Annotated in this window: 22 protein-coding genes; 16 read left to right on the forward strand and 6 right to left on the reverse strand. The window is 50.9% G+C overall.

Annotation, left to right across the window (positions count from 1 at the left end; genetic code table 11):
• Positions 1 to 64: 64 nt before the first annotated feature.
• From J3482_RS04940 to dhaK, 5 genes are all read right to left on the reverse strand, one after another.
• Positions 65 to 739, reverse strand: coding sequence for a tetratricopeptide repeat protein (locus J3482_RS04940; RefSeq protein ID WP_206917833.1), 675 nt, complete (start codon positions 737 to 739; stop codon positions 65 to 67).
• 80 nt (positions 740 to 819) lie between these two features.
• A complete protein-coding gene (locus tag J3482_RS04945) occupies positions 820 to 3,003 on the reverse strand; it encodes a type IA DNA topoisomerase (protein ID WP_206922138.1) in 2,184 nt (727 codons plus the stop codon).
• A 66-nt stretch (positions 3,004 to 3,069) separates the two neighbouring features.
• Positions 3,070 to 3,477 (reverse strand): dihydroxyacetone kinase phosphoryl donor subunit DhaM, encoded by a 408-nt coding sequence (gene dhaM / locus J3482_RS04950; RefSeq protein ID WP_206917827.1) that lies wholly within the window; start codon positions 3,475 to 3,477, stop codon positions 3,070 to 3,072.
• Positions 3,456 to 4,106, reverse strand: coding sequence for a dihydroxyacetone kinase subunit DhaL (gene dhaL / locus J3482_RS04955; protein WP_206917825.1), 651 nt, complete (start codon positions 4,104 to 4,106; stop codon positions 3,456 to 3,458). The genes dhaM and dhaL overlap by 22 nt, the downstream gene beginning before the upstream one ends.
• 16 nt (positions 4,107 to 4,122) lie before the next feature.
• Entirely contained in the window at positions 4,123 to 5,109 is a 987-nt protein-coding gene (dhaK, locus tag J3482_RS04960) for a dihydroxyacetone kinase subunit DhaK (RefSeq protein ID WP_206917824.1), read from the reverse strand.
• A gap of 335 nt (positions 5,110 to 5,444) precedes the next feature.
• On the opposite strand from dhaK, the gene J3482_RS04965 reads away from it, so the two are divergent.
• The 4 genes from J3482_RS04965 to J3482_RS04980 all read left to right on the forward strand — a co-directional run bounded on the left by J3482_RS04965 (position 5,445) and on the right by J3482_RS04980 (position 10,381).
• Positions 5,445 to 6,005 (forward strand): glycerol-3-phosphate responsive antiterminator, encoded by a 561-nt coding sequence (locus J3482_RS04965; RefSeq protein ID WP_206917815.1) that lies wholly within the window; start codon positions 5,445 to 5,447, stop codon positions 6,003 to 6,005.
• 200 nt (positions 6,006 to 6,205) lie between these two features.
• Positions 6,206 to 7,036: an MIP/aquaporin family protein gene (locus J3482_RS04970; protein ID WP_206917814.1), complete on the forward strand. Its 831-nt coding sequence runs from the start codon at positions 6,206 to 6,208 to the stop codon at positions 7,034 to 7,036.
• A gap of 62 nt (positions 7,037 to 7,098) precedes the next feature.
• Positions 7,099 to 8,592: a glycerol kinase GlpK gene (glpK, locus tag J3482_RS04975; RefSeq protein WP_206917813.1), complete on the forward strand. Its 1,494-nt coding sequence runs from the start codon at positions 7,099 to 7,101 to the stop codon at positions 8,590 to 8,592.
• Between the two features lie 130 nt (positions 8,593 to 8,722).
• Positions 8,723 to 10,381: a glycerol-3-phosphate dehydrogenase/oxidase gene (locus J3482_RS04980; protein WP_206922139.1), complete on the forward strand. Its 1,659-nt coding sequence runs from the start codon at positions 8,723 to 8,725 to the stop codon at positions 10,379 to 10,381.
• A 74-nt stretch (positions 10,382 to 10,455) separates the two neighbouring features.
• Here J3482_RS04980 and J3482_RS04985 read toward each other — a convergent pair whose 3' ends face one another.
• Positions 10,456 to 11,706, reverse strand: a complete 1,251-nt coding sequence (locus J3482_RS04985) for an aminotransferase-like domain-containing protein (RefSeq protein ID WP_206917781.1) — start codon at positions 11,704 to 11,706, stop codon at positions 10,456 to 10,458.
• A 308-nt stretch (positions 11,707 to 12,014) separates the two neighbouring features.
• Here J3482_RS04985 and J3482_RS04990 point away from each other — a divergent pair, with 308 nt between their 5' ends.
• The 12 genes from J3482_RS04990 (at position 12,015) to J3482_RS05045 (ending at position 26,980) form a co-directional block, all read left to right on the forward strand.
• Positions 12,015 to 13,661 carry an APC family permease gene (locus tag J3482_RS04990; RefSeq protein WP_206922140.1) on the forward strand — a complete coding sequence of 549 codons (1,647 nt, stop codon included), beginning with the start codon at positions 12,015 to 12,017 and terminating at the stop codon, positions 13,659 to 13,661.
• A gap of 105 nt (positions 13,662 to 13,766) precedes the next feature.
• Positions 13,767 to 14,747 carry an aldo/keto reductase gene (locus tag J3482_RS04995; protein ID WP_146822139.1) on the forward strand — a complete coding sequence of 327 codons (981 nt, stop codon included), beginning with the start codon at positions 13,767 to 13,769 and terminating at the stop codon, positions 14,745 to 14,747.
• Between the two features lie 421 nt (positions 14,748 to 15,168).
• Entirely contained in the window at positions 15,169 to 16,461 is a 1,293-nt protein-coding gene (gene hisD, locus J3482_RS05000; RefSeq protein ID WP_146822138.1) for a histidinol dehydrogenase, read from the forward strand.
• Positions 16,462 to 16,482: 21 nt separating this feature from the next.
• Entirely contained in the window at positions 16,483 to 17,538 is a 1,056-nt protein-coding gene (locus J3482_RS05005; RefSeq protein WP_206917775.1) for a LacI family DNA-binding transcriptional regulator, read from the forward strand.
• Positions 17,535 to 18,017 (forward strand): hypothetical protein, encoded by a 483-nt coding sequence (locus J3482_RS05010; protein ID WP_206922141.1) that lies wholly within the window; start codon positions 17,535 to 17,537, stop codon positions 18,015 to 18,017. Before J3482_RS05005 ends, J3482_RS05010 begins: the two co-directional genes overlap by 4 nt.
• A gap of 18 nt (positions 18,018 to 18,035) precedes the next feature.
• On the forward strand, positions 18,036 to 18,938 hold the full coding sequence (locus J3482_RS05015) for an N-acyl homoserine lactonase family protein (protein ID WP_206917763.1): 903 nt from the start codon (positions 18,036 to 18,038) through the stop codon (positions 18,936 to 18,938).
• An 18-nt stretch (positions 18,939 to 18,956) separates the two neighbouring features.
• Positions 18,957 to 20,294, forward strand: coding sequence for an MFS transporter (locus J3482_RS05020; RefSeq protein ID WP_206917760.1), 1,338 nt, complete (start codon positions 18,957 to 18,959; stop codon positions 20,292 to 20,294).
• A gap of 477 nt (positions 20,295 to 20,771) precedes the next feature.
• A complete protein-coding gene (locus tag J3482_RS05025) occupies positions 20,772 to 22,973 on the forward strand; it encodes an EAL domain-containing protein (RefSeq protein ID WP_188332164.1) in 2,202 nt (733 codons plus the stop codon).
• A gap of 204 nt (positions 22,974 to 23,177) precedes the next feature.
• On the forward strand, positions 23,178 to 23,576 hold the full coding sequence (locus tag J3482_RS05030; protein ID WP_188332163.1) for a RidA family protein: 399 nt from the start codon (positions 23,178 to 23,180) through the stop codon (positions 23,574 to 23,576).
• A gap of 60 nt (positions 23,577 to 23,636) precedes the next feature.
• Positions 23,637 to 24,896: an MFS transporter gene (locus J3482_RS05035; protein WP_146822130.1), complete on the forward strand. Its 1,260-nt coding sequence runs from the start codon at positions 23,637 to 23,639 to the stop codon at positions 24,894 to 24,896.
• 198 nt (positions 24,897 to 25,094) lie between these two features.
• Entirely contained in the window at positions 25,095 to 26,459 is a 1,365-nt protein-coding gene (locus J3482_RS05040; protein ID WP_438938582.1) for an aromatic ring-hydroxylating oxygenase subunit alpha, read from the forward strand.
• Between the two features lie 20 nt (positions 26,460 to 26,479).
• Entirely contained in the window at positions 26,480 to 26,980 is a 501-nt protein-coding gene (locus tag J3482_RS05045) for an aromatic-ring-hydroxylating dioxygenase subunit beta (protein WP_146822128.1), read from the forward strand.
• The last annotated feature ends 5 nt before the right edge of the window (positions 26,981 to 26,985 follow it).

A 26,985-nucleotide genomic window follows, 5' to 3' on the forward strand; every position in this document is an offset into this window, starting at 1 on the left:
GTTGGTTCACTGTTTGTTAGGGCAACGAAGTTCTTATATGTGATTTTTTTGTTTTTCGAGGTCTTTAGCCAGTCATTTGGCGAATGAGTGCGAGCAGTGCCCAACGCCTGTCCCGCCGCTTGCGGAACTTCGGCAACGTCCGGTAGTTCCGGAGGCATTGTCGCCATGCTTCTTTCGCTTGCGCCTGATTGCCGAGGCGCTTTTGTAGGCGCCCGAATTGGTAATGAGCTTCACAGGACGATTCATTTCTTTCCTGAAATTTAGACAGATAGGATAGCGCCTTGGATGGCTGGACGGGCGCTAGGGCTTCTGCCAGTTTGAGGTAAGGCTCCCCATAGTGAACGTTTGGATTTTTCGCGGTTGCATTTGTAATCAGTTGTTCACCGATATCCAAGCGTCCGAGCCCTAGTTGACAAACACCGGTGTCCGCGAGGACAGCGGGTTCACTTTGCATGGATGCAGATAGTTGTTGTAATAGCGCGAGAGCGTGTTTGAATCGACGTCGTTCCATGTAGATACGCGCCAATTCGTAGCGAGCGGACATGTCATGTGGATTGAAAGACAAGACACGTCGCAGGTTGGTCATTCTAGACCATCTTCGAAATGGCTTGACGACGCTCGGTAAAAAACCAAAATAACGTTGGTCAATGACATAGTAAAGTACAAGAATCACGATGACGGCGAGAATGGGATTGCCAGTCAGCATCCAAATTAGCGAAAATAGCAGGGCTTTTGACACAAATCTGAGCCTCCTACGGTTGGCGTGCGTCATTGCGGCACAACGGGACGGTGGAGCTTACGCGCCACCACGATACGAATCTATCTTCTAGGTACGGATTTTGCACTGGGGCGCTTGCTCCTCGTCGCGCTGCAATCCGTTTCGTTTAGAAATTCGAACGTCGTGGTGCCATCTGGGTTTAATAGAATTCGTGCTTGAAACGGCTTGCCCGCTTTACTTTTGAACTTCAGGGGTCGGGTGCGCTTTTTGTGAAGCAAATCTTTCACCTGCGCTGCACTCATGTTGTGGCCCGAAATTTGCTTCCAAACGCAAAATGCGCATCCATGTGACTTCCAGTTTGCGCACGCGAACGATTTTTTGGTTTCGACGACTTGTCCTCCACATAGTGGGCACTGCCCGAGGGAGGCGGAGGCAGTTTGCGCGTCCGGTACGACATGAACCGTAAATTGCCCAATCGATTCGACGACGCTATGCGTAAACTCGGTAATTTCGTGGATGAATTGACGAACGTCGTAGTGTCCAGCTTCAATTTGCGCGAGTCGGTGTTCCCAGTCCCCGGTTAACTCTGGCGATTTTAACGCGTCCACGCGAATGGATCCGATTAATGATTTTCCCTTCTCCGTTGCGATGAGTTGCTTCTTTACCACTTGGATGTACCCATCCCGCTTAAGTTTCTCTAGCACAGCAGCCCGCGTTGCCGGCGTCCCCAGCCCGCGCGCTTTCAGCGCCTCGGCCAGAATTTCGTCGTTGACTTCTCGTCCAGCCTTTTCCATGGCGGACAGCAGGGAGGCCTCTGTGAAATGAGCGGGCGGTTTCGTCTCCTTTTCTGCCACGTGGATGCCCGCCACCTGGACGGAGTCTCCGTTTGTGACGGCAGGTAGTGTGGGTTCCGTCTCGGGCTCGTCTGTCGGAGCAGTCGCGCGCGTGTCGTGATGGGCAGGAAAAACCGCCTTCCAGCCGGGTTTCACGAGGACGCGTCCGTTCGTTTTGAACAGTTCATCCATGATTGCTGTCACAATGGTGGTCGTCGCCCACTCCGCAGGTTCCAAGAGCGCCGCCAACGTCTGCTTGCTAACCAGCTCATAAATCTTTTGCTCGTCCGGGCGAAGCGCAGAGGAGACTGGCTGCTCTGTCGGAAGAATTGCATGATGGTCGGTCACTTTCGTCGCGTTGACGACGCGTTTGGCAGTCCGGATTTGTGCTGGAAGCCACGCCCGCAAATATGGGAATTGCGTGCTTGCGGCTAGTAATCGTCGCCGCAAAGTCGGGACAATATCGTCCGACAGGTAACGGCTGTCTGTGCGTGGGTAGGTCAGTACCTTGTGTTTTTCGTAGAGCGACTGTGCTAATTGTAGTGTCCGTTCCGCTGTAAAACCGTACTTCTGGTTGGCCGTTCGTTGCAGCGACGTCAAATCGAATAGTTGCGGTGGCTGTTCGTGGACGATTTTTTCTTCGACATCGTGAATCGTTCCAGATTGTCCGCACAGTTTCTCCAGTAGGCGATGGGCGGCCTCGCGCTGATCAATTCGCGTTTCGCGTTTGCGGTTCATCCAAGTCCCCTTGTACGAGCCATTGGCGTGAACGAACTGCGCTTGTAATTCAAAAAATGGTTGCGGTGTAAACTGCTCAATGGCTGAATCTCGTTGGACAATCATGGCCAGCGTAGGGGTTTGTACGCGTCCGATGGGCAACAAGGTTCCCGCCTGTGTCGTCATGGCGCGCGTCGCGTTGATGCCAGTGAGCCAATCTGCCTGCGCGCGTGCAAATCCGGCGAAAAAGAGATGCTGATAGACGCGGTTGTCCTTTAACTGCTTAAGCGCGTCTCGTATCGCTGTTGGCGTCATCGAGGATAGCCACAGGCGCTTCGTCGGTCCTTTGTACCCGGCAGACAGCGCAATCAGCTCGTAAATTAATTGGCCTTCGCGACCCGCGTCGGTGGCGACAACGACTTCTTCGGCGCGCTTGAGGAGCGATGCGACGATTTGATATTGCGCTTTGGTCTTTTCAATGACTTTTAGACGAAATGGGCGTGGGACAATCGGCAAATCTTCCATGCGCCATGTCTTATATTTCGCATCGTAGTCGTGTGCGTCGGCGAGCGTCACTAAGTGTCCAAGTGCCCAGGTAATGATGTGTGTGTTGGTCTCTAGGTAGCCGTCGTGGCGTTTGAAGCCACCGATGACGCCTGCGATATCACGGGCGACGGAGGGCTTTTCTGCAATCATTAACTTCGTTGTAGCTAACTTCGTTGTAGTTAACTTCATTGTCGTTCACTCCGTTGATGACGGACTTTGACTTGCCCTCGAGGCGGCTGCCGTATCACTAAAATCTTACGCCTCCTTTGGGATCTTTTCCATCCATTTCGCCTCGCGGGCATGTTGTATGATTTGTTCTACTGGCATACCAGCCCGTGCTGAAACGGCCGCAGCAATTGCGCCCTCGACGAGCGGTGCGTCGACGATGTGCGCGCGGGTTTGAACATCTTCATCGACGAGTTCGAGTGCCATCTGCGTGTTCATGAGGGCGCTGCCGAGATCGAAAAAGATGAGGATTTCGTTGTCGTGTGGGCAATGGGCCAGTTGCTTCATGATAAAGGTGGCGTCTGTGCCAATATTGTCACCAAGCCCCGCCGCGTGGCGGAGATCTACTTCGGGACCTGCGAGTTGGCCAAGCAACGTGACGAGGCCCGCGCCAAGATCACGACTATGCGAGACAATCAGGAGACTAATGTTGGCCATGGCGTTTTCTCTACACCTCCTACGATGACGTTTGCGAATTCCTCAAAAAACACGGCGCTGGAGACGCTCCCGGGGTCGCAGGTGCCGCGGCTGCGTTCGCCTAAGTAGGCGGCTCGACCTTTTCCTGCGACAAGTTCACGTGTGCCGACTGCGGCCTCGGCGGCTACTGTTGCCGCTTTCAGCAGGCCTGACACCGTGGGATTCTCCTGTAGGGTCTGTGCTGCAGGAGACCAGACGTCAATCATGGTCTTTTCGCCAACGTGCGCCTTGCCGCGGACTACTAAACCATCCCGAGCTTGTACGATGGCTTCGGTGATCTCTTTCGCGTCGACTTGTGACTGACCCTTCCACTGCGCAGAGAAGCGTAGGAAAACGGTGGCGTAGAGCGGACCGGACGCACCGCCGACACTCGATAACAGCGTCATGGCTACGGTTTGACTGAGGGCACCGAGATCATCTGTGGGTGTTGACGTAAGGCGTTCGTTGGCCGCATGAAATCCGCGGGTCATGTTCGTACCATGATCTCCATCGCCAATTTGATTGTCTAGTTGGTCGAGAAGTGGTTGTAATTCGTCGAGTCGGTTGGTGTACGCTTGGATGAATGCGACAAAGGCACTTGTCGTGAGCATGTCAGAAACCTCCTCGTCAGCTCCGCCAGGCTATTGTTGTGGCTGGTGCGTTCAACAACTTGGTGAGTTCATGGTCCAGTTTCAACAGCGATATCGAGAAGCCCGCCATTTCAAGAGAGGTCATGTATTCGCCTACGCGCGTCTGTTGGATGTTCACGCTTTGTTCGGCAAGCCTTTTGGCGATGCGTCGGTTTGCGATGTACAGTTCGCTGAGCGGTGTCGCACCGAGCCCGTTGACGAGTACAGCGACGTCATCGCCCGCCTGGATTGCGGCGTTTTCGAGAATGGTGTCGAGCAAGGTGTCAACCACGTCATCTGCTGGCCGGATGGGCTCGCGCCGAACCCCTGGTTCACCGTGAATGCCAATGCCAATTTCGATTTCGTCGTCCGCCAACTGGAAACTCGGCTGACCGCTAGCGGGTACGGTGCAAGGACTTAGTGCCACACCCATACTGTGGACGTTGGCGATAGTGCGCTTGGCAATTTGAGCGACAGTTTCCAAGGGATATCCAGCCTCTGCGGCGGCGCCAGCGATTTTATGCACAAACACGGTTCCTGCGATGCCACGGCGACCGATGGTATGTGTACTGTTTTGGACAGCGACGTCGTCGTCGACAACCACTTGTTCAACGTGAATCCCTTCCATCGTGGCCATTTCGGCCGCCATCTCGAAGTTCATCACGTCGCCCGTGTAATTCTTGACAATCAATAGCACCCCTTGATCCCCATGGACAGCGCGAATCGCCTCCAAAATCTGGTCTGGCGTCGGTGAGGTAAACATTTCCCCGGCAACGGCCGCGTCTAGCATGCCAGGACCGACGAATCCGCCATGTGCAGGTTCGTGTCCGCTGCCACCGCCACTCACGAGAGCGACTTTGTCCGCCTTTTTTGCCCGAACTAACACGGTTGTGCCAGGGAGTCGTCGCAGTTCAGGGTGCGCAAGGACTATCCCGTCGAGCATTTCATCGACATAGTGACCTACCTCGTTCATGAGTTTTTTCATGGATGCACCTCCAAACGTGAAATCTGGGACATTTACAATAGAAAAGGAAGGAAAAAGGGACGCAACGATTTCACTCCGTGCAGGGAGGAAACACTGCGCCCCTTCATCGACTGATGTACACGCCGGGGAATGGACTTTGTGTCATCATATGCGACGGAAAGCCCTTTCATATCCCTATCTTAAAAGCAATCACATGAAATGGCAATCACTGAATTGGGTGCACCTGGGTGGTCGGTTGATGTGACGTCAATCGAGTGATATGGTCAGTCGGTAGAGGCACATGTACCACTAGTGTTGCAATGTTGAGACTTATTGTCATGTAAGGGGAATGAAACGTGCATTTTGAGAATCAGCGGATAATTCCGGCAGTGAAACACATGAAGGACTTTGAGCAATTGTTGACGCGCGATTTCACTTATATCGTGCTGCTGGAAAGTCATCTGACACAGTTGCCCAGTCTCATTCGCACAGCCAAGCAGCACAATAAAAAACTGATTCTCCACGCGGACTTAATTCAGGGTCTAAAGCACGATGAGTCCGCCGCTCAGTTTCTTTGTCAAATGTTGAAGCCAGCGGGACTCATTTCAACTCATTCCAGTGTGATTACGACGGCGAAGAAAAATCGCGTATTGGCGATTCAAAGGATTTTTTTGATAGATTCGCAAAGTCTCGATACTAGTTATCGGGTGTTGACGAATTCGAAACCGGATTACATCGAGGTCTTGCCAGGTGTATTGCCAGATATTATTCGCGAGGTGCGGCGGGCGACACAATTGCCGATATTAGCTGGTGGATTTATTCGATCCCGCTCGGATATTCAATCTGTATTGGACGCAGGGGCGGCTGGGGTGACCACCTCGCATAAGGATTTGTGGTCGGTAAAGATTGACGGTTGACGAGAAACGTGAAAGGGATTACAGTAAGGCCAAGATATGAATGCGCTTACCTAAAAGTTAAGAGCGGTATGAGAATTGGAGAACCGTAAGATGTCCAGATCCGTCAGTGATTTGAGCGTCTTGCGGTTTTTTAATTTTCATTCGAACAGCAATTCATTCGAAACAACAACACAGTTTAGAAATGGCGAGGGGGCGTTTGGATGAGAAATTCTTTCTTAGGCGAGTGCATTGCTGAAATCATTGGGACAGCGTTCATGATTATGGTTGGTGATGGTGTTGCCGCTATGGCTGTCCTGTACAACTCGTTTTCGGGTGACTACTGGGGAATTTGTATTCTCTGGGGACTGGGTGTGACGATGGCGGTTTATCTCGTGGGCGCTATTTCGGGCGCTCACCTCAATCCTGCGGTTACCGTCGGCTTTGCCATGTACGGCGGTTTTTCGTGGAAAAAGGTGCCCGGTTTTGTTGTGTCACAAGGCATTGGGGCCTTCCTGGGTGCCGGGCTGACGTACACGTTGTTCAGTCCAGCAATCAATGCGTATAACGCGGCGCATCACGCCACCAGGGCTGCCACCACGGGATTGACGACGTCCGGGATCTTTTTCACACATCCAAGTGCGGGTATTACCACTGGGCATGCCTTTGTTGATGAAATCATCCTGACAGGGGCGTTGGTGATTGGCATTTTGGCATTGAGCGATACGTACAACACGAATACGCCACAAGGCAATATCACGCCGCTGATTGTTGGTTTGCTCGTGGCGATGGTGGGCGGTTTTGGCGGTCAGTTGGAGGCATGGGCACTGAATCCGGCCCGTGACTTTGGCCCACGGCTGTTCGCTTGGATGATGGGCTGGGGGCAAAATGCGTTTCCAGGACCTGGGGATTTTTGGTGGGTACCGATGGTTGCGCCGATTGTTGGGGCAATTGTGGCCGGGGCTCTGTATACCTACGTCTTGCGCCCGTTTATGCCAGGGAATCCGGCGCGAGTGAAAGCATCTGGCATCACTCCAAAGCGTCTTGAGGCGTAACAGATACACGCATTCGCGTGTCTTGGCGCAGACAAATTGTGTTTATCTATGGAGGGGTTTGCATGAGTGAAGAATACGTGATGGCGATTGATCAGGGGACCACGAGTTCACGGGCGATATTATTTGATAAATCAGGTCGTATTGTGGCGATGTCACAGAAGGAGTTTACACAGATTTTTCCGCAAAATGGTTGGGTTGAGCACGATGCGATGGAGATTTGGGGATCCGTCCAGAGCGTCATCTCCGAACTATTGGCGTCGCATGACGTCTCTGCACAGCAAATCGCCGCCATCGGCATTACCAATCAGCGTGAAACCGCCGTCGTGTGGGATCAGCATACGGGGCTGCCGGTGTACAACGCGATTGTGTGGCAGTCTCGGCAAACTTCGAAGATTTGCGAGGATTTAAAACAGCAGGGATATGAGTCGCTGTTTCGAGACAAGACGGGGTTGTTGATTGATGCGTACTTCTCGGGTACCAAGGTGAAATGGATTTTAGACCATGTGGAGGGGGCACGAGCGCGGGCTGCGAACGGCGATTTGCTCTTTGGCACGATTGATTCGTGGCTTATCTGGAAGTTGTCGGGCGGAAAGCGACATGTCACGGATTACACAAATGCTTCCCGAACCTTGATGTATAACATATTCGACCTTTCGTGGGATGACGAGTTGCTGGAGATATTAGCGGTGCCTCCGGCTATGTTGCCCGAAGTGTGCTCCTCGTCGGAAATCTATGCATACACCGAGCCGTCTTTGTTTTATGGCGAGGCGATACCCATTTCGGGTATTGCGGGGGATCAGCAGGCTGCACTGTTTGGGCAGGCATGTTTTCAACCCGGAATGGCCAAAAACACCTACGGAACAGGCTGTTTTATGCTGATGAACACGGGTGAAAAAGCTGTCAAATCGGCAAATGGTCTGTTGACGACGATTGCCTGGGGGATAGACGGGCGCGTGGAGTATGCGCTCGAAGGGAGCATTTTTGTAGCGGGATCGGCGATTCAGTGGTTGCGCGATGGATTGCGCATGGTGCGTACAGCGCCGGAGAGTGAGTCGTATGCGACGAAGGTGGACTCAACGGAGGGCGTGTATTTGGTACCGGCGTTTGTCGGCTTGGGCACACCGTATTGGGACAGCGACGCCAGAGGTGCTATCTTTGGTTTGACGCGTGCGACGAAAAAAGAACATTTTATCCGCGCCGCGCTGGAGTCCTTGGCGTATCAGACAAAGGACGTCATTCATGCCATGGAGGAGGATTCAGCGATTTCGCTACAAAAGTTGCGTGTGGACGGCGGCGCGGCGGCGAACGATTTTTTGATGCAGTTTCAAAGTGACATCCTTGGCGTGCCTGTCGAGCGACCAGCTGTCCTGGAGACGACTGCTTTGGGGGCCGCGTATCTTGCAGGTTTGGCTGTTGGCTTTTGGAAAGACAAAGATGAGATTGAACGCAACGCTGCTGTTTCACAGACGTTTGAGGCCAAAATGGATGACAGTACGCGTGCAGCGTTATATAATGGCTGGGTAAAGGCAGTGAATGCAACACGTTCTTTTAAATAGTCACTCGTATGGGTTACGCTCTGCGGGATACAAGTTCATAGTGATTGGTTATGAGATGAGGAGAAAACCATGGGCTTTATGCACAGTTGGCATAAAGTCTGTGGTTTTCTTGCTTTATGGGGGGAATGACATGAATCGCCGATTCTCGATGAGGTCGCGGTCGGAAATGGTGGGGGATATCCGTCGACATCAACTAGATGTATTGGTCATCGGAGGCGGGATTACGGGCGCCGGTATTCTGCTTGACGCACATGTACGGGGAATGAAGATGGGGCTTATCGAAATGCAGGATTTCGCCTCGGGAACTTCGAATCGTTCGACCAAACTGGTTCACGGAGGTCTTCGTTATCTCAAACAGTTCGAGGTTGGATTGGTCGCAGAAGTGGGAAAGGAACGCGCGATTGTGTATGAGAACGGCCCGCATATCACCACGCCCGTCTGGATGCTGCTTCCTATTATTAAGGGTGGAACTTATGGTATGCTCAGCAGTTCGTTTGGAATTTTTATCTACGATATTTTAGCCGGGGTGAAGCGAAGTGAGCGGCGGAAAATGCTCGACGCACAACAGACGTTGGCAAAAGAGCCGCTGTTGCGGACAGAAGGGTTGAAAGGCGCCGGGTACTATGTGGAGTACCGGACGGATGACGCTCGGCTGACCTTGGAGATTATCAAAGAAGCGATTGCGCGCGGTGCAACGGCGTTAAATTATACAAAGGCAACCAATTTAATTTACGAAGACGGTAAGGTGGTTGGCGTTCGCGCGCTCGATTTGCTCACGAACGAGGCGTATGAGATTCGCGCTAGAAAGATTGTCAATGCGACTGGGCCTTGGGTGGATGAGTTGCGGGAATTGGACGGATCGAAAACGGGAAAGACGCTCCATCATACAAAGGGCGTTCATATTGTGGTGGATGGCGCGCGCTTTCCGCTACATAACTCCGTCTACTTCGATGTACCGGATGGTCGCATGGTGTTCGCCATTCCGCGTGACGGCAAGACCTATATTGGCACGACCGATACCAATTATCAGGGAGATTTGATTCATCCGCGGATGACCAAAGCTGATCGTGATTATCTCATTGATTGTGTCAATTTCATGTTCCCAACGGTGAAGTTGACTGCAAAGGACGTAGAGTCTAGCTGGGCGGGGGTACGTCCGCTGATTCACGAAGAGGGCAAAGACCCTTCGGAAATCTCCCGTAAAGACGAGGTCTTTCGCTCGAAGAGTGGTCTGTTTACGATTGCTGGAGGAAAGTTGACGGGGTATCGGAAGATGGCTGACAAGGTTGTGACCATGGTTGCAGCAGAACTGAGCCAGGAGACCGGCCGACCGTTTGCGGCGTGTACGACAGAGGGTATCGAGTACTCAGGTGGCAAGTTTGGCGGATCAGCCAATTTCCAGCCGTTTCTACAGGAGAAGACAAGAGAAGGTGTAAGTTTAGGGCTAAGCGAAGCGCGAGCCAATCAATTGGCACATCGATATGGCACCAATATCGATATCGTCTATGACATCTTGCGACGCCATGAGGACGACGCGGATGCCGCTTCGTTGTCGCCTGAAGTCTATGCGGCGTTGGTGTACGGCTTGGAGTATGAGGCGGTGGTGACGCCATCGGACTTTTTCGTGCGGCGTACAGGCAGCCTCTATTTCGACATTGACTTTGTGCGGCGATGGAAGGAACCTGTACTTTCCTTCATGTCGGTCTGGTATGGATGGAGCGAGGCAGAAGCGGCGCGGTACCGCGACGAACTGAATGAGCGAATTGAAGAGGCGACCGTAGCTGTGTGAGTGGCGGCCGACTGTTCCAACGGGAGCCCTCGTTGGAACAGTCAAGATGGCCACGTTAAAAGGCAGTTTTTAGGTCACGAGGGTCTGACCTGTGGTGTGTCGTTTAAATAGTTGCGTAGCGATTTGGCTAGGCGAACCATCCCGTCGTGAACCACATTTGGCGAATAGAATGAAAAGCTGAGCCGCATTTGTTGGGCACCGCTTCCTTCTGATACATAAAACGGTGCGCCGCCGACAAAGCTGACGCGTTCTTCGATGGCATATTCCCAAAGTTTCGCGACATCGACGTAAGGCGGCATCGTCACCCAGACGAAGAAGCCTCCTGATGGATTTGTCCATGTGACCTCTTTCGGAAAATGCGCTGCAAGCGTCTCGACCATGGCATCGCGGCGCAATCGGTACGCTGTACGTACTTTCTTCAGGTGGGCAGAAAAATCGACGGATTCTAAAAAGTTCGCAAGTACCTCTTGCACGAAACCACTTGTTCCCCCTTCCGCCTTGACCTTTTGTAGAGCTTGGATAATCACGTGTGGCGCGACGATATAGCCAATCCGCAGACCAGGGGCAATGGTCTTGGAAAAGGTGGATAGGTACAAGGTGTGCTCTGGTGCAATGGCTTTGATGGATGGGATGGAGATGTCGTCAAAGCCCAATTCCCCGTAGGCGTCGTCCTCCACAATGTAAAAGCCGTAGTTGGCCGCCAGCTCGGCTAATTTGACGCGTCGTGCGAAGCTCATTGTAAGTCCCGTAGGGTTTTGAAAATTGGGGATGACATAAAAGAGTTTTGGCATGGTTTGCCCGGTTGCTTTGCGGTTTTTTAATTCCTGTTCGACGGCATCCACCAACAGACCCTCTTCGTCCATCGGAAAACTGCGTTCTATCGCGCCGTTTAGCGCGAAGATATGAATGGCGCCAAAATAGGACGGTTCCTCAAACCACACTTCGTCCCCTGGATTTAAGAAGAGACGTGCAATTAAGTCAATTCCTTGCGAGGAACCGCTGGTAATCAGGATGTCATTCGGGTCTATCGCGATGTTCCAAGAGGTCGTTTTTTGTACGGCGAGGTATTCAAGAATCCGCTTGGAACCTGAACCACCGCCGTATTGGAGCACGCGCGCTGCATCGACTTGAAGCGCCTTGGTTGCCGCTTCGGTCAACTCGGGTATTTGAAAGAACTCGCCATCTGGAAGCCCGTAGTTCAATGCGATGACGTCGGAAGTGTCCACTGTCCGCCCGGAGAAATCAAAGGCGGCAATTCCCGCTTGCACTTTTGTCCGCTGTGCAAACCGTTCATGGTGCTGTAGTTTTGAATGTGGAATGGACATTTGCTTTAATCCCCTCCAAAAAAGATGTTCCTCATTCATATCCAATCAAACATAGCGTTCAGAAGTGACAACAATACGATGATTGTATCGCTGGAACAGCGGTGCGACAATGCTATACGTAAGATTTAATGACAAAAATCAGATATGTAAGAAAACTTGCCTTGAATATGGTCGGATTATTCTGTATATTTCCGTTAAACACACTTGGAACCCTAACATTTCTGGCGCAAATTCTCAATTATTCGTTAGAAAACCTAACATTATGTCGTGACCTCCGCTGTTTATCACTTATTGAGGAGAGATGCTTTATGGATCCGGTCAAGCAGTATCAGCCAGCGGTTGATCCCGATGTCACTGGATATCGGCGAGCCTTGTCGTTTCGGGATTTGATGATGGTTTCGCTCAGCGGGGTCGTTGGGTCTGGTTGGTTATTTGGCGCATATAACGCGGCTAAAGTTTCGGGAGCAGGATCACTTATCGCTTGGGCATTGGGTGGCATCGCCATTCTCCTCAGTACCTTGCCGAATTCAGAGTTGGTGGGCATGTTTCCGCGAGCGGGGGGTGCAATGCGCTATCCCTTATACTCACACGGTAGCTTGGTCGGTTTTTTAGTCGCTTGGGGCAGTTGGATTCCGGGTGCAGCTGGGGCAGCGACAGAGGCTGCGGCTGTGATTCAATATGCGAGTTCTTATTGGCCTACATTGTACAGTGGCCAGCGGATGAGTCCGCTAGGTATGGCTGTGGCCGCTTTTCTCGTCATTCTCTTCGCGTACGTCAACATCTTGGGAATTCGCTGGTTTGCGAGAATCAATACGCCGCTTACTGTGGTTAAGTTAATTGTCCCTGGGGGAACCATTATTATTTTACTTGCCACCAGTTTTCATCCTGCGAATTTCACGTCTGTCGCGAGTGGTGGGTTATTGCCAACGGGCATGAAGGGTATTTTTGTCGCGTTAGCTACATCGGGCATTATCTACTCTTATCTCGGCTCTACGGGCCCTATTCAGTTGGCCGCCGAGGCCAAGAACCCGAGGCGACAAATCCCAGTGGCCATTCTCGCCGTCGTCGGCGTGTCGATGGCGCTTTATCTTTTCCTTCAAGTCGCTTTTATTGGCGCAATACCGAGTCATCTCCTGATGGCTGGCTGGGGGAACTTGAATTTTAATGCGCCATTTGTCGAGCTGCTCGTCTCCGTGAATTTGGTTTGGGTTTCGTACATTTTATACGCAGATGCGATTATTTCACCTTCTGGTACGGCGTTGACGGGCACGGCGGTGGTCGCACGAATTCTCTACGCCATGGGACTGCAGGGCTTTGCCCCGAAGCGTTTGGCTCAAATTGACCCAAAGCGGGGCGTTCCGGTGGTATCGATTATTGTGAATTCAATTATCGGAATCATCTTTCTTCTCCCGTTTCCGAGTTGGCAGTCTTTGATTAGTGTCGTGGTGACGTGTGCTGTCTTCACGAATCTCGTCGTGCCCGCTACAGTGAGCGTGTTAAGGCGCACGGTGCCGAATCAGGAAAGACCGTTTAAAGTGCCGCTATTAAATTTAACGGCGCCCGTCGCGAGTGCGGTATCGTGTCTGATCATGTATTGGGTGGGCTGGCCTGTCACGGGTCGGGTGATGCTTTTCTTTGCAATCGGAATCGTTTTTTATTTCATCGCTTTTCGGCGTCAAAAATGGCCGTGGCGCCACGTCCGGGCTGGCATTTGGTTGGTCTTGGCAATGGTGTTCATTCCGCTGATGTCGTTTCTTGGTACGTTTGGTGGAAAAGGTATCGTGCCGGCTCCGTGGGACTCTATCATTGTAGCACTGTCTGGTGTGTTATTTTGGTTGCTCGGACGCTATTCTGGTCTCTCTTTGCCAGCGGCGATGAACGGAAGAGGTATTGAGGGAGCTGAAGTCTATTCGGTTGAAGCACCAGAATTGATTGATTTCGACCTCAATTTTTGAGGTGTGGCAAGCATGGACACAGCTGTGGTGCCGCCGTGTGCATTGCGGGACAAATAGGCGTACAATCGTAGGTAGATACCAACCACTAGAGGAAGGAATGACAAAATGGACTACGTGAGGCTTGGCACCACTGGTTTGGAAGTGTCGCGCATATGCTTGGGATGTATGAGCTATGGCGTCCCAGAACGCGGAAACCACAGCTGGTCTTTGAACGAGGAAGACGCTCGCCCGTTTATCAAGCGCGCGCTTGAATTGGGCATCAACTTTTTCGATACGGCGAATGTCTACTCGGATGGCACTAGTGAGGAAATTGTCGGACGAGCACTGAAAGACTATGCAAGCAGGGACGAAGTTGTCATTGCCACGAAGGTACATGGTCGCATGCGACCGGGACCGAATGGCGCTGGGCTATCGCGCAAGGCCATTATGACCGAGATTGATAATAGTTTGAAGCGCTTAGGAACTGATTATGTTGATCTCTACCAGATTCATCGCTGGGACTATGACACGCCGATTGAAGAGACGATGGAGGCTCTTCATGATGTAGTCAAGGCCGGCAAGGCGCGTTATATTGGCGCTTCTTCGATGTATGCGTGGCAGTTCCTCAAAGCGCTCTATACGGCTGAGAAGCATGGCTGGACTCGGTTCGTATCGATGCAGAATTACTTAAACCTCCTTTATCGCGAAGAGGAACGCGAGATGCTTCCGTTGTGTGAGGCGGAGGGGATTGGCTTGATTCCTTGGAGCCCTCTCGCACGTGGGCGGTTGACACGAGATTGGGATGAGACGAGTGCCCGTTCAGAAACGGATGAATTTGGCAAGTCATTGTATGCGACGACTGCAGAAGCGGACAAGAAAGTCGTAGAGCGGGTTGCAGAAGTCGCCGCAAACCGTGGGGTTCCGCGTGCGCAAATCGCGTTGGCGTGGGTACTCCAGAAGTCACCGGTGACGGCACCTATCGTCGGGGCGACCAAAATGCACCATTTGGATGATGCGGTTGCTTCGTTGTCTATTACGCTCACACCTGAGGAAATCGCAAAGCTGGAAGAGCCATATGTACCACATCCCGTATTGGGATTCCGTTAAACGTTGGCCATTTCGCATAAATGATCTAGATATAAGGGGAGGGGCAGTCTGTGGCTACAGATTTGCCCCTCCCCGATTTTGATAGGCCAATCGTGGTTGGTGATTTTCTTTTGTAATGGTTGCAGTTCTGAGCGCTGGGCAGGTTTTGATGGAAGATTTAGCGGTGTGACGAAAAAATCTTTGATGAAAGCGGTTGACTATCGAAGCTCAGAAAATTAAGATGTGGTTAAGTAATTGAACGACTTGATTTCATCGAGTCATCAAGTGGCATCTGTGTTTGTTTTTCCTTTGCATACGAATGCAAAGTAATGTAGCCCTTTTCTCGGGTGGTGCATACGAATGCAAGCATGTAAGTTTTTTGCATTCGTATGCAGGTGTTGTGAGTTGCTGTTGATAGCGATTTCTTGAAAGGGTGAGCGTCGTGGTTAGGTTTTTAAAGCAAGGTAAGACGAAGGACGAAATGAAACAGGCAGACCATCAAGTATCGCAAACCGTAAGTGGTATTTTGAGTGACATTGAGAACCGCGGGGATGCTGCTGTGCGTGAATTGTCCGCCAAGTTTGACAAGTGGGAGCCGGAGACATTTCGCCTTTCCACTGAAGACATTAAAGCGATGATAAGCAGTGTGCCAGAAACAACATTGGAGGATATCAAATTTGCCCAAGCGCAAATCCGGCGGTTCGCCGAAGCGCAACGTGCTGCGCTGCGTGACTTGGAGATTGAGACACTCCCAGGCGTGACGCTCGGGCATAAAAACATTCCGGTTAACAGTGTGGGGTGCTACATTCCCGGGGGACGGTATCCGATGGTGGCTTCCGCGCATATGAGCGTGTTGACCGCGAAAGTAGCTGGGGTACAGCGCGTGATTGCCTGCACACCGCCGATTCAAGGAGAGATTCCAGCGGCCACGGTGGCTGCGATGGCGTTGGCGGGTGCAGACGAGATTTATATTCTCGGTGGCGTCCAAGCGGTCGCTGCAATGGCGTTAGGCACAGAGTCGATTGCGCCAGTTGATATGATTGTCGGGCCTGGCAACGCGTTTGTCGCCGAAGCAAAACGACAATTGTACGGACGAGTAGGCATTGACTTGTTGGCGGGCCCAACTGAAATTCTCGTGATTGCGGACGACTCCGCGGATGCAGAAATGGTCGCCTGTGATTTGCTTGGGCAATCAGAACACGGACCAACGTCGCCTGCTGTGCTGATTACGACCTCGGAGCAACTCGCGAAAGAAACGCTTGTAGAAATTGATAGGCAACTGGAGACATTAGAAACGGCAGATGTCGCCGGGAAGGCGTGGGCTGACAATGGTGCTATCATCCTAGTGGATAGTATTGAGGAGGCCGTGATTGAGGCCGACAAGCTCGCATATGAGCATGTCGAGGTGTTGACAAAGAATCCTCGTTACTTCCTCGAACACCTGACAAACTATGGGGCACTTTTCCTTGGACCAGAAACGAATGTGGCCTATGGCGACAAGGTTATCGGAACCAACCATACGCTTCCAACCAAAGGAGCTGCCAGGTATACTGGAGGCCTCTGGGTCGGCAAGTTTATTAAAACGTGTACGTATCAAGAATGTACACCACAAGCCAGTGCCTACATCGGAGAATATGCGGCGCGACTGTGTGACTTAGAAAACTTCGCTGGCCATCGGGAACAGGCTCTGTTACGAGTCCGGCGTTATGGGAAGGTCACCGCAGTCAGCCAATAAACCTGACAATGTGGTGATAGTGTGAAAGGTAATTATTCAGATGGTCAATTCGGCGATAGGGGAGCGGGACGAAAGCGGGTTACCGCTTCCGATATCGCACGAGTGCTCGGAATTCATCAATCTACGGTTTCTCGTGCACTAGGGAATGGCTCTGTGTCACCGGAAAAGCGGGAACTCATCTTAAAAACCGCAAGAGAGTTGGGGTATCGGCCAAATGGTATCGCACGTGGACTGATTACGGGAAAGTCGCGGATGATAGGGCTGATTACATCCGATATCAAAAACCCGTTTTATCCAGATGTTATTGAACGGTTTACAAACGCATTGAGAGACAGAGGATTTTATGTACTGTTTGTCCATTCGGCGGGAAATGACGTTGACAGCGACGATATTACCCCGTTCATCGAGTATCACACCGAAGGGGTCATCGCCGTAGCGGCGCAGTTGTCCTCGGCGATGGTAACTCGTTTGACCGACTATGGGTTTCCGGTGGTTCTCTTCAATCGCTATATGCAAAACGCGCGTTGTTCTGCCGTGACGTGTGACAATGTGCGCGGAGGAGAAGTCGTCGCCGAACTGCTCATCGGTACTGGACACCGAAGACTTGGTTATGTGGCGGGAGATCCCAATACATCCACTAGTCGGGATCGGGAAACAGGGTTTCGTAAAGTCTTGCAACGGCATTCGTATGCCGAACCAATCGTCGTGCCGGGAGATTACACGTACGAGGGCGGATACAATGCGGCATTGAACCTATTTCAGACTGATCTTCCTCCAGACGGGATTTTTTGCGCAAACGACATCATGGCATTAGGGGTTCTCGACGCTGCTCGCCACCTTGGGATTCAAATACCAGATGACGTTTCAGTTGTTGGGTTCGATGACATTTCTCTGGCAGCTTGGAAAGCGTATTCACTCACGACCGTACGTCAACCCGTCAGTGAAATGGTCGAGGCGACGGTCGACCGGCTAATTCGCGAAATTGAAGGGACTGCTCCAGAGCCGGAAATTACAAACATACCAGGTGAATTGGTGATGCGTAACACGGTAAGAGATAGGGGTGAATATGCGACGTGAATGGCGCAAAGACATTTCATGTCGATAGTCAGTGGATGACCGGAGACTTCGATAGTAAGTATCTTGTGGAAATGCAGATAGATTTTCACGAGCTAAAACGTTCTATGCAATCGCTGTCTGGCGTGTTGATGTTGGTTCAGTTCAAAACGATGACGGAAGCCACACAATTGTTGACGGTTCTAAAGGAGACGGGAAACTGGTTGGCTGAGACCCTTGAACACTTGTCTCAGGTTTCACACAGAGGGCGCTTAGAAGATTTTCGACGTGTGTGTGTCAATGTGTGTATGAATTTACAGTCTGTTCATCGTGAATTGGTCGAATGGGTGCAACAAAAGAGTGTGGCAGCGAAGCATCAGGCGATTCACAAGCTGTTGATGCGCCTCCAGTACGCCCATCAACAGCTGAGGCGTGCGGCGTCGTTCTCGCCGGCATTTGAAATGGTGTCTCTTAACACGAGTTGCGCTTGTGCACATCAGTGAGAATGGGAGGAATAATGGATGCAGGATTACTCCATTTGGGTTCTGGAATATGCTTACGTTCCAGATTACGCGAAAGGCGGCGTCCTTTATGGTGCGCATAATGAAGGAACTATCAAGCTACCTTATTGCTACGCGGTGATCAAGGGCAACGGTCACACCATTATGGTTGACGTAGGCTACAACTATAAGGAATACGGAAAAGTATTGGCAGAGCGCTTTGGCGTGATCAATTGGCGGGATCCGAAGACTGTATTGAAAGAAGTCGGCATTCAACCAGAAGAGGTAGATACGGTGTTGGTGACGCACGCACATTTTGATCACTTTGGAAATGTGGAAGATTTTCCGAATGCTCGGTTTTACATTCAGGAGCAGGAGTTTACGAAGTGGTTGTGGGCGCTGGCGTTACCCAAACAGTTCGAGTGGTTGCAAGGCGCGATGGATCCGGGTGATATGCTGCGCGCGACGCAGTTGGCGGTGGAAGGCAGATTAGTATTGGTCAATGGCGACCTAGAGAACGTACTGCCGAACATTGATTTGTTCGCGGCGCCGGATACGCATACGTTTGGATCACAGTTTATTCGCGTACGCAACGGAGAGGGATCAGATGCGTGGATTTTGGCTGGAGACTTGGCATACGTTTTCGAAAATATTGAAGGCCGAGACAAGGACGGCGTGTATGTACCGGTCGGACTTGCCTCGGGAAGCCAAGTTAATCTCTTGCTCACGACGGATAAGATGATGAATTTGGTTGATAGAGATCCTCGGCGCATCATTCCGGTTCATGAAGAGCGGTTGGTAGAGGTATTTCCCGCTCGGGTTTCTAGTGAAGGTTTGCATATTGTTGAAATTACGTTAGCAGATAATGAGGTTTCAAAGGTAGTAGTTGAATCGACGAGTTCGAATCATCAATCCATGTCCTAGGAGTAGGGGGCGAGAGTTTTGGGGAGTGTACGGACGCAGAAGGAGTTTCCCGAGATAACCAGTAGGCCGACGTTATTTGGCCTTGATAAAAACGCTTTCTTAGTCACTTTGACGTCGTTTTTAGGTTGGACGATGGTGAATATGGATGGGTCATTTTTCAGTAATGTCTATCCGCTGATTCAAAAGAGTTTGCATTTAGCTGCCTGGACGATTGGAGCTATCACCGCATCGATGGCGATTGCCGGATGTATTGCCACGTTGATTGCCGGTCCTTTATCTGATTATCTTGGGAGAAAGGTCATTTTTCAGTGGACAATTGTGTTTACCGCACTGGGCAGTGCGTTGAGTGCTTTGTCCGGCGGTTTTATCTCCCTGCTTATCGCGCGTTGCTTCACCATGGCTGGTAACGCCTCGGAGTGGATGATTGGGCAGGTGATGGTGACTGAAGGAACGCCCAGCCACTCACGGGGGTGGTGGACTGGTGTCGCGCAGGTAGGATGGCCTGTAGGATGGTTTCTGACTTCGGTTGTTGTGGCTCGTCTTGCGCCGGCCTGGGGTTGGAGAGGCGTATTCTGGGCAGGACTGATTCCAGTGTTTCTGATTTTGCTAACTCGCATTTTTGTCAAAGAGAGCGATCGGTTTAATGACTTGAAACGACTGCGGGCCAAAGTTAAGAAGACTGGTAGCCTTGAGGAGGAACATGTAAGCGCTCAATACGAGGTGAATCAACAGGAGGCAGTTCAGTTTACGTATCGCCAGTTGTTTAACTCAGACCTCCGCAAGACGACTATCCTATTATGGGTTTGGCAATTCGTTTACAATTACGGCTTGTATGCTGTCGCTTACTTTCTTCCAACCATTTCAGCGGCACACGGCTTTACGTTATCCAATACGTGGACCATCAACGCTTGGGGAACGGGTGTCGGGGCTTTTGGGTACTTGGCCGCGGCGTACCTCGGAAATCGATTTGGGCGTCGCAGTATTGCATTAATTTGGCTATTCTTGGGTGGGATTGCCGGTGTGTTCTTTGCATTTGGCACCCATTCACCCGGACAAATGGCCTTTTGGTGGGCGGCATATTACTTCTTTACGGTTGGGCACATGGGCGTCTATATCCCATATATGCTGGAGAACTTCCCGACGCGTGCGAGAGGAACAGGCGCATCGCTCATGTCGTTTGCGAACTGGGCAGCCCTTCTGTTGGCGGGCCTCACGTCGCAGTGGATGGTTCACACCATTGGCGTCGAATACGCGACCTTTATTTGGTTAGGTATTGCTAGCTGGATTGCTTGTGCGTGTGGGTTCGGTACACGCAAGATTAAACCAGGTATGGAACTCGAAGATATTATTACGTGATGCGTGAGATTTCATATAGTGTAATCATGATGCTATGCCATCACAGCCCGAGTAAGAGGGCTGTGATTATTTTTGTAAAATTCTGACGTTAAATTTCTTTATTTATTACAGCCATTTTATATATAAATTTTCTGATTGAATTTTTTGCTTCTCCCGGTGCGGCGCATCCTATGTGTATACCTCTTGGTATGTATAGTGGTTCCAGAAATTTAAACAGCTAAGAAGGGATCAGTTAGGTTACAATGATTGGCTGATACTCAGGTGTAAAACCATACTGTGGACGTGGACTGCACTGCACAAGCTTTCCGACAAATACACGACGAGTCCGGCACAAACGGACTAGAGACAATTGGTAGGGATAAATAGTCCAAACGGGTCATTACACGTTGTTCTCTGGTTGCTAATCTCAATTCGTAGAGCGCTTTGCGTCGGCATATGGCCACGCATGGTATGTTGCAGTGGACAAGGGGGATGGGCATGGGGAGCGCATTTGTGGGATGGATTTTACAAACGTGGCTGTTGTCCGCACAGGTGTTTTCGACACGTGAATTTGCGCAATTGGCAGTATATCGCGTTTATCCCGCGGCAGAGCCATGGTTTATTTTCATCTTGCTTCCACTTGGATTTGCGTTGGATGGTGGACTGTTTCACGTGGATGTATCCGCTGGTATCTTCGGTATTCTATATGCGACGGTGTATGTCTTACATGCGAGAACGTGGAAGTTGTCTGCATTTGTCGTCACGACGGTCGCTTCGTTTTTGTTGGAAGAACTTTGGTACGACGGGGTTCGGCCGCAAGTGTGGATAAGTGTGGGCCTTTTGTGTTTGCTCATTGCGATTATCTCGCCAATCTTGACACGCTGGAATTCGATGGTAGGCATGTTGTATGCGACCTCGCTGTGCGTCTTGGGTGATGGTCTGTTTTGGTTGATTTTCCATCGTGGGGTTGGTTCTACTGTTGTGGCTTTACTGACAGGTGTCATGTCGGGGATGTACGTAAATTTTCGCAACCAACATGATCAGTTCGTCCGGGAAACGCATCACGCTGTACAGCACGATGTGTTGACTGGCGCCCTCACGCGCCGCGGATTGACCACTTGGATAAACGATTTGCGCCGCCATGGGGTCACGTATGGAATTGTAATTTTTTGTGACCTCGACAACTTCAAGTGGATCAACGATACATGGGGACATGAAGTTGGCGATAGCGTACTGCGGGAGTTTGTGAGTCGGATACGGGCCAAGTTGCGCACAGAGGACGCGATTGCACGATTTGGTGGAGATGAATTTAAAATTTTCTTGCCGATGGAACCGGGGACTTCGGGGGACGAGGTCGTCCGGCGGTTACATCAAGCGGCAACCTCTGGTAGCTATGCCGTTTTGCAAGGCGGTGCAATGCTCGATATCGGTGTTTCAATGGGGTGGGCGCAAGGGGAGTTTAACGAAGCGACTGCGAATGAGGCAGACAAGGCACTGCTGACTGCAAAGAGATCTGGCAAGAACTGCGTTCTCAAAGCGAGGGGCTACAGTGACACGACAGAACCATGTATGTCGATTGCGGCGAACGTGGATGCCAATTTGTATTGGCTCACGAATATTGCACAGTCGTTGTGGGCTGACGCATATTATCCGTTTGTGCTGACGGATGCGCGCGGACAGATAATTGTCGCCAACCAGGCGTATGCGAATTTGGTTGGCCGCAACCGGGAGGAACTTCAAGGAAATAAACCGAGCATTAGCCGCTCAGGAAAAACCCCGCGAAGAGTCTATGAAAGTATGTGGAACAATCTGTCACATGGCCGACCATGGAGCGGTTGCTTGTTAAATCGGCGCAAAGATGGGGGCGAGTGGTGGGAAGTTGCCGAGTTGTTCCCGGTGACGCTCTCTGGGCAAATTGTCGGGTACTGGGGCTTGGTTCAAGACTTGCATCATGCCCAGTTTCCCGAAGTCATGAATCGCGAATATATCCGCTGGCATGGTCATATCGATTGGGTGTTTCAACCGATATTTGATGCGGCTACGGAAGAGGTCGTCGGTTATGAGGCATTGGCGAGGCCAAAATGGGGAGAACAGGATATTTCGCCAGAAACATTTTTTCGGATTGCGGAAAAGTTGCGGTTTTATTCACAGGCGGACTGGGATTGTCTCGACAGTTTGCTGGAGCGGTTGGAGGAGGTATCCTGGCCCAAAGGCGTCAGATTGTTTCTCAATGTATACGTGGCGAGCTTGAGCGACACGGGTAGAATGCAGGCCTGGCTGTCGAAATTTTACCAACAGCACCCTGATGTTATTTGTGTCTTTGAAATCCTCGAGCACCATCATGGACAACAGGAGATTGATTTGAACCATTGGTATGAACTTCAATTAGAATTTCCGTTGATTGAATTGGCGCAGGATGACTTTGGTGCGGGTGAACAAGACGTCATTAGATTGGTGAATGTTATGCCCAACTGGGTGAAGCTGGATAGAGCGTGGGTCGGTATTGCGGAAACGCATCCGGAAAGTCGAGATCTGTTGTACGCGATGACGCGCTGGGCGCGTGCGCAAGGCATTCGAGTGATTGGTGAGGGGCTTGAGACGAGAGCGCAGGCGGATATGTATATGGATTTAGGGATAGCGGTGCATCAAGGGTATTACTGGAGTCACCCCGGGCAGCAGTTGGTGGCATCACAGAGGTAATCTCAAAGCGGTGTCTGAGGATGAGCCAAGTTTACCGACTGCCTTCTAACGTATCATCGACGGTTTCGTCCGTATAATTGTTAACAATTGTGTTGACCGAAAGATGGCGGTTCAATATAATTGGATTAACTCTCAATTATATTGAACGGGAGTCATTATTATCCATCTATTTATTTTATTTTGAGGAAATTGAGGTGTATGTGGATGAGTCAACGCAGGAGTCTAGAAATTGACGGCGTTACACATGGAAAGACACCGATTCCACAGGGTGCAAAAATTGGACCATTTGTGTTCTCTTCAGCGATTGCAGGGATTGATCCGTCCACGGGCTCCATTCCGCCTGACCCAAAGCGCCAAGTGCAGTTGGTTTTTCAGCACGTGCGTAGTTTTATGCAGAACGCAGGAGGTAGTCCTGATGACATTGGCAAGATGACCGTGTATCTCGCAGACGAGCAATACCGCGACTTGGTGAACGAAGAGTGGGTAAAGATGTTCCCTGATCCGGCGAGCCGGCCCGCACGGCATTCAACGGTGAGCCAGTTGCGCAACGGAGCGTTGGTGCAGGTTGAGATTACGGCTGTGATTGATTCAACTCGCAAATGAGCGGGGCTGTCATCTCGTTTGTTTGAAAACGCTTTCTTAAAGCTGGTGGGAGGGTGAAATATGGAGAAAAAGTCGCAGTTTTGGTCTTATCAAAATGGCATCATTTTGATGATGTTTTTTGCATTTGGACTCGTCTTTATGGATAGGCAAAGTATCACATTTCTATCGCCGTTCATCATCCCGGCGCTGCATTTAAACAACGCACAGGTGGGTATGTTCGCGTCTGCTTTGTCAGTGTGCTGGGGCGTGTCCGCTTGGATCTTTTCCAGCTTTTCTGACATCATTGGGAGCCGTAAACGAGTTCTAGTTATTTTCATCATTGTTTTTGGGTTAGCGTCGGTTTTGTCCGGTGTTGTCGGATCATTCCTGGGTATGATTTTGGCACGCGGTTTGATGGGGTTATCGGAAGGGCCGGTCTTTCCGATTGGGGCTAGCGCGGTCAAGGCGTCGTCTACCGCAAGTCGCCAGGGATTTAACATTGGTTTTGTGCAAAGCGCGAGTGGTCTGTTGGGGAGCGCCGTTGCGCCGCTCATCGTCGTGTCGCTTGCGACAGCGTTTAACTGGCGAGCAGCGTTTTATCTATTAGCGATTCCGGCGCTGATTCTGGCTGCGATTGTCGCGAAATACATGCGAGAGCCAAAAATTTCGAAACAAGATACAGAATTCTCCCACAAAAGACTCACATGGGCTGAATATAAGATTATCTTTCAGAACCGAAACACGTGGTTGTGTCTGATTTGTTCTATCGGCTTTATTACATGGCTGATTACGTTTACCACGTTCGCGCCGATTTTGATGACAGAGGTCGATAAAATCAGTCCGACGCAAATGAGTTGGGCTATGAGTGCGTTCGGGTTTGGGTCATGGATTTGGGGGTTCATTGTTCCATTCATTTCGGATCGGATTGGACGCAAACCGTCCCTGATTATCGCGGGGCTACTGGCCACGCTCGCTCCCCTGGTTCTTGCTGAAGTCCACGTCGGTGTTGTGCCGATTATGATTTTGTTGTTTGTTTTGGCGATTGGCCAAGGGTATTCGCCGGTGGTGATGTCCATCATTCCGAGCGAGTCGGTTCCAGCCGTGTTCGCAGCTTCTACCATCGGGTTGATGATGATGATTGGTGAGATCTTTGGAGGCACTACGGTGCCGACGATTGCCGGAATTGCGGCTGATCACTACGGATTGACTGCACCGATGTGGATTTCGGCTGCAGGATCATTTCTTGTCTTCCTCGTCGGGTTCGGCATTCGAGAGACTGCGCCAAGACGGGTGGGGAATAAGTTGAACCCGGAGGCCGGAGTACCCGTCGAGGTGAAATGATGAGATTTTGACGTTTGCCGCAATTGCTTAGCATGTAGAGAGGGAAAAAACAACAGACCGTTCCGCATAGAGGAACCGACACGTATCACAAAGTCAAAAGCGATGGTACGGTAATGTCGTGATAGCGGTTACATTACTTTGTGTGCGCGAGTATCGGGGAATCGTGAATTAAACACGTCAACATGGAGGCGAATGAAGTTGGCGAATCAAGCGGGATTGGATACCAGTATGCTGGAAGGCGTGAAGGACAAAATCCGGCGCGGCTTGTTACCACAGTGGGCTTTTACAGATTCGGAAATCTTTAAGGCCGAGGTCAAAAGTATCTTTGCAAAGACGTGGAATTTTCTTGGACACGAGTCTGAGATTGAGAAACCAGGCGACTATGTCACGCGTTGGATAGTGCATGACCCCGTTTTACTGTTGCGAGATCAAAATGGTCAGATTCAAGCGTATTTAAATTCGTGCGCACATCGCGGTACGAAGTTGTGTACTGCTGATTTCGGAAACAAGAAAACGTTTACTTGCCCGTATCACGGTTGGACGTTCAATTTAAGCGGTGATTTGATTGGGATTATTGCTGGTAACAAAGTGTACGGGGAGGAAATGGACAGAAGTCAGTGGTCGCTTCGTAAGATTCCCAGAGTAGAAAGTTATCAGGGGATGATTTTCGGTTCCTTGGATGCGCATGCGGAACCACTCGAAACGTTTTTGGGAGACATGAAGTGGTATTTTGACATCATGCTCGGCCGAAGCGACGCCGGGATGGAAGTACGCGGTGTACCACAAAAGTGGATTATCAATACCAACTGGAAAATTAGCGCGGATAACTTCGGGGGAGATCCCTATCATACCGCGATGTCACATCGGTCGACTGTGGAGTTGGGGATTAGCCCGAAAGACCCGATGTATGCCAGTTACGGACATCAAATTGTCCTCGACAACGGGCACGGAATTAATATGGTGACGGCGCTGGGTGGCGCGAAAGTTCCCCCTTACCAAGGTTTACCCGAAGACATGTGGCCTATGTTTGCGCGAAATTTGAGTGCTGAGCAATTGGAAGTGTTCGAAAATACGATGATTATCGTCGGAAACTGCTTCCCAAATTTGTCCTTCGTCAGCCCGATGCACGGTACGGGCGGGCCGGATGAACCGCTGACATCGTTTGTGAATTTCCGTGTATGGCGGCCCGTAAGTCCGACGAAAATTGAAGTCACCTCCTGGTTTATGGTTGATAAAGAGGCGCCGGAGGCCTTTAAGGAAGCGTCGTACTTAAGTTATATTGGATCTTTTGGACCATCAGGAACCCTGGAGCAGGATGATGCGGAAATTTGGACGAGGGTCGCGGAGGCCAGCCAAGGGGAGATGGCGCAGGATAAAGATATTCATTACAACAATGTCCTGAATTACCTTATGGGGCTCGACCGAGTTGAACCAGATGAATCTTGGCCAGGGCCAGGTGTGGCTTATCCGACTTGCTATTTGGATGCGATATCGCGGGCGTTTTATGAACACTGGGTTGATCAACTGCTTGCAACAGCCGATATCCCTGCGAATGTGCGGTGAGCGATTTCCAAAGAGGGGAGATGAAGTCGATGACCTACGACGATATTTGCCAATTTCTTTATACGGAAGCGTCGCTACTCGACACGCGCCGGTATGAAGAATGGCTTGAGCTATTGGACGATAGTTTATCCTATCGAATGCCCGTGCGCGTGACGAGGGATTTTGACGAACCAGACGATATTGTCAACGACATGACATTCTTTGATGAGACGAAACGCAGCCTCACTACCCGCGTACAACGTTTTCGGACGACGTCGGCGTGGGCTGAAAATCCACATTCGCGCACACGCCATTTTGTCTCCAATATCGTTGTGGAACCAGGGACTTCCGAAGACGAGGCAAAGGTTCATAGTTATTTTCTGATTATGAGGAGTATTCGAGATCGGGCGGACGTCGAGCAGATGTTTGGCGAGCGGATAGACATCATTCGGCGTGTGAACAATCGCCTGCAACTTGTCGAACGAACCATCTATCCGGATCAAACCGTTCTCTCCATGTTGAACTTGAGCATCTTCATCTGATTTGA

It is taken from the genome of Alicyclobacillus suci, from assembly GCF_017329615.1.
Classification (GTDB): Bacteria; Bacillota; Bacilli; order Alicyclobacillales; family Alicyclobacillaceae; genus Alicyclobacillus; species Alicyclobacillus suci.

Excerpts from the sequence above, each read along its gene's own strand:
- dhaL (WP_206917825.1), bottom strand. The coding sequence starts at position 4,106 with ATGCTCACGACAAGTGCCTTTGTCGCATTCATCCAAGCGTACACCAAC.
- J3482_RS05030 (WP_188332163.1), top strand. The coding sequence starts at position 23,178 with ATGAGTCAACGCAGGAGTCTAGAAATTGACGGCGTTACACATGGAAAG.
- J3482_RS05035 (WP_146822130.1), top strand. The coding sequence starts at position 23,637 with ATGGAGAAAAAGTCGCAGTTTTGGTCTTATCAAAATGGCATCATTTTG.
- J3482_RS05045 (WP_146822128.1), top strand. The coding sequence starts at position 26,480 with ATGAAGTCGATGACCTACGACGATATTTGCCAATTTCTTTATACGGAA.
- J3482_RS04995 (WP_146822139.1), top strand. The coding sequence starts at position 13,767 with ATGGACTACGTGAGGCTTGGCACCACTGGTTTGGAAGTGTCGCGCATA.
- dhaK (WP_206917824.1), bottom strand. The coding sequence starts at position 5,109 with ATGAAAAAACTCATGAACGAGGTAGGTCACTATGTCGATGAAATGCTC.
- J3482_RS04985 (WP_206917781.1), bottom strand. The coding sequence starts at position 11,706 with ATGTCCATTCCACATTCAAAACTACAGCACCATGAACGGTTTGCACAG.
- glpK (WP_206917813.1), top strand. The coding sequence starts at position 7,099 with ATGAGTGAAGAATACGTGATGGCGATTGATCAGGGGACCACGAGTTCA.
- J3482_RS04980 (WP_206922139.1), top strand. The coding sequence starts at position 8,723 with ATGAATCGCCGATTCTCGATGAGGTCGCGGTCGGAAATGGTGGGGGAT.
- dhaM (WP_206917827.1), bottom strand. The coding sequence starts at position 3,477 with ATGGCCAACATTAGTCTCCTGATTGTCTCGCATAGTCGTGATCTTGGC.
- J3482_RS05025 (WP_188332164.1), top strand. The coding sequence starts at position 20,772 with ATGGGGAGCGCATTTGTGGGATGGATTTTACAAACGTGGCTGTTGTCC.
- J3482_RS04970 (WP_206917814.1), top strand. The coding sequence starts at position 6,206 with ATGAGAAATTCTTTCTTAGGCGAGTGCATTGCTGAAATCATTGGGACA.
- J3482_RS05015 (WP_206917763.1), top strand. The coding sequence starts at position 18,036 with ATGCAGGATTACTCCATTTGGGTTCTGGAATATGCTTACGTTCCAGAT.
- J3482_RS04945 (WP_206922138.1), bottom strand. The coding sequence starts at position 3,003 with ATGAAGTTAACTACAACGAAGTTAGCTACAACGAAGTTAATGATTGCA.
- J3482_RS04990 (WP_206922140.1), top strand. The coding sequence starts at position 12,015 with ATGGATCCGGTCAAGCAGTATCAGCCAGCGGTTGATCCCGATGTCACT.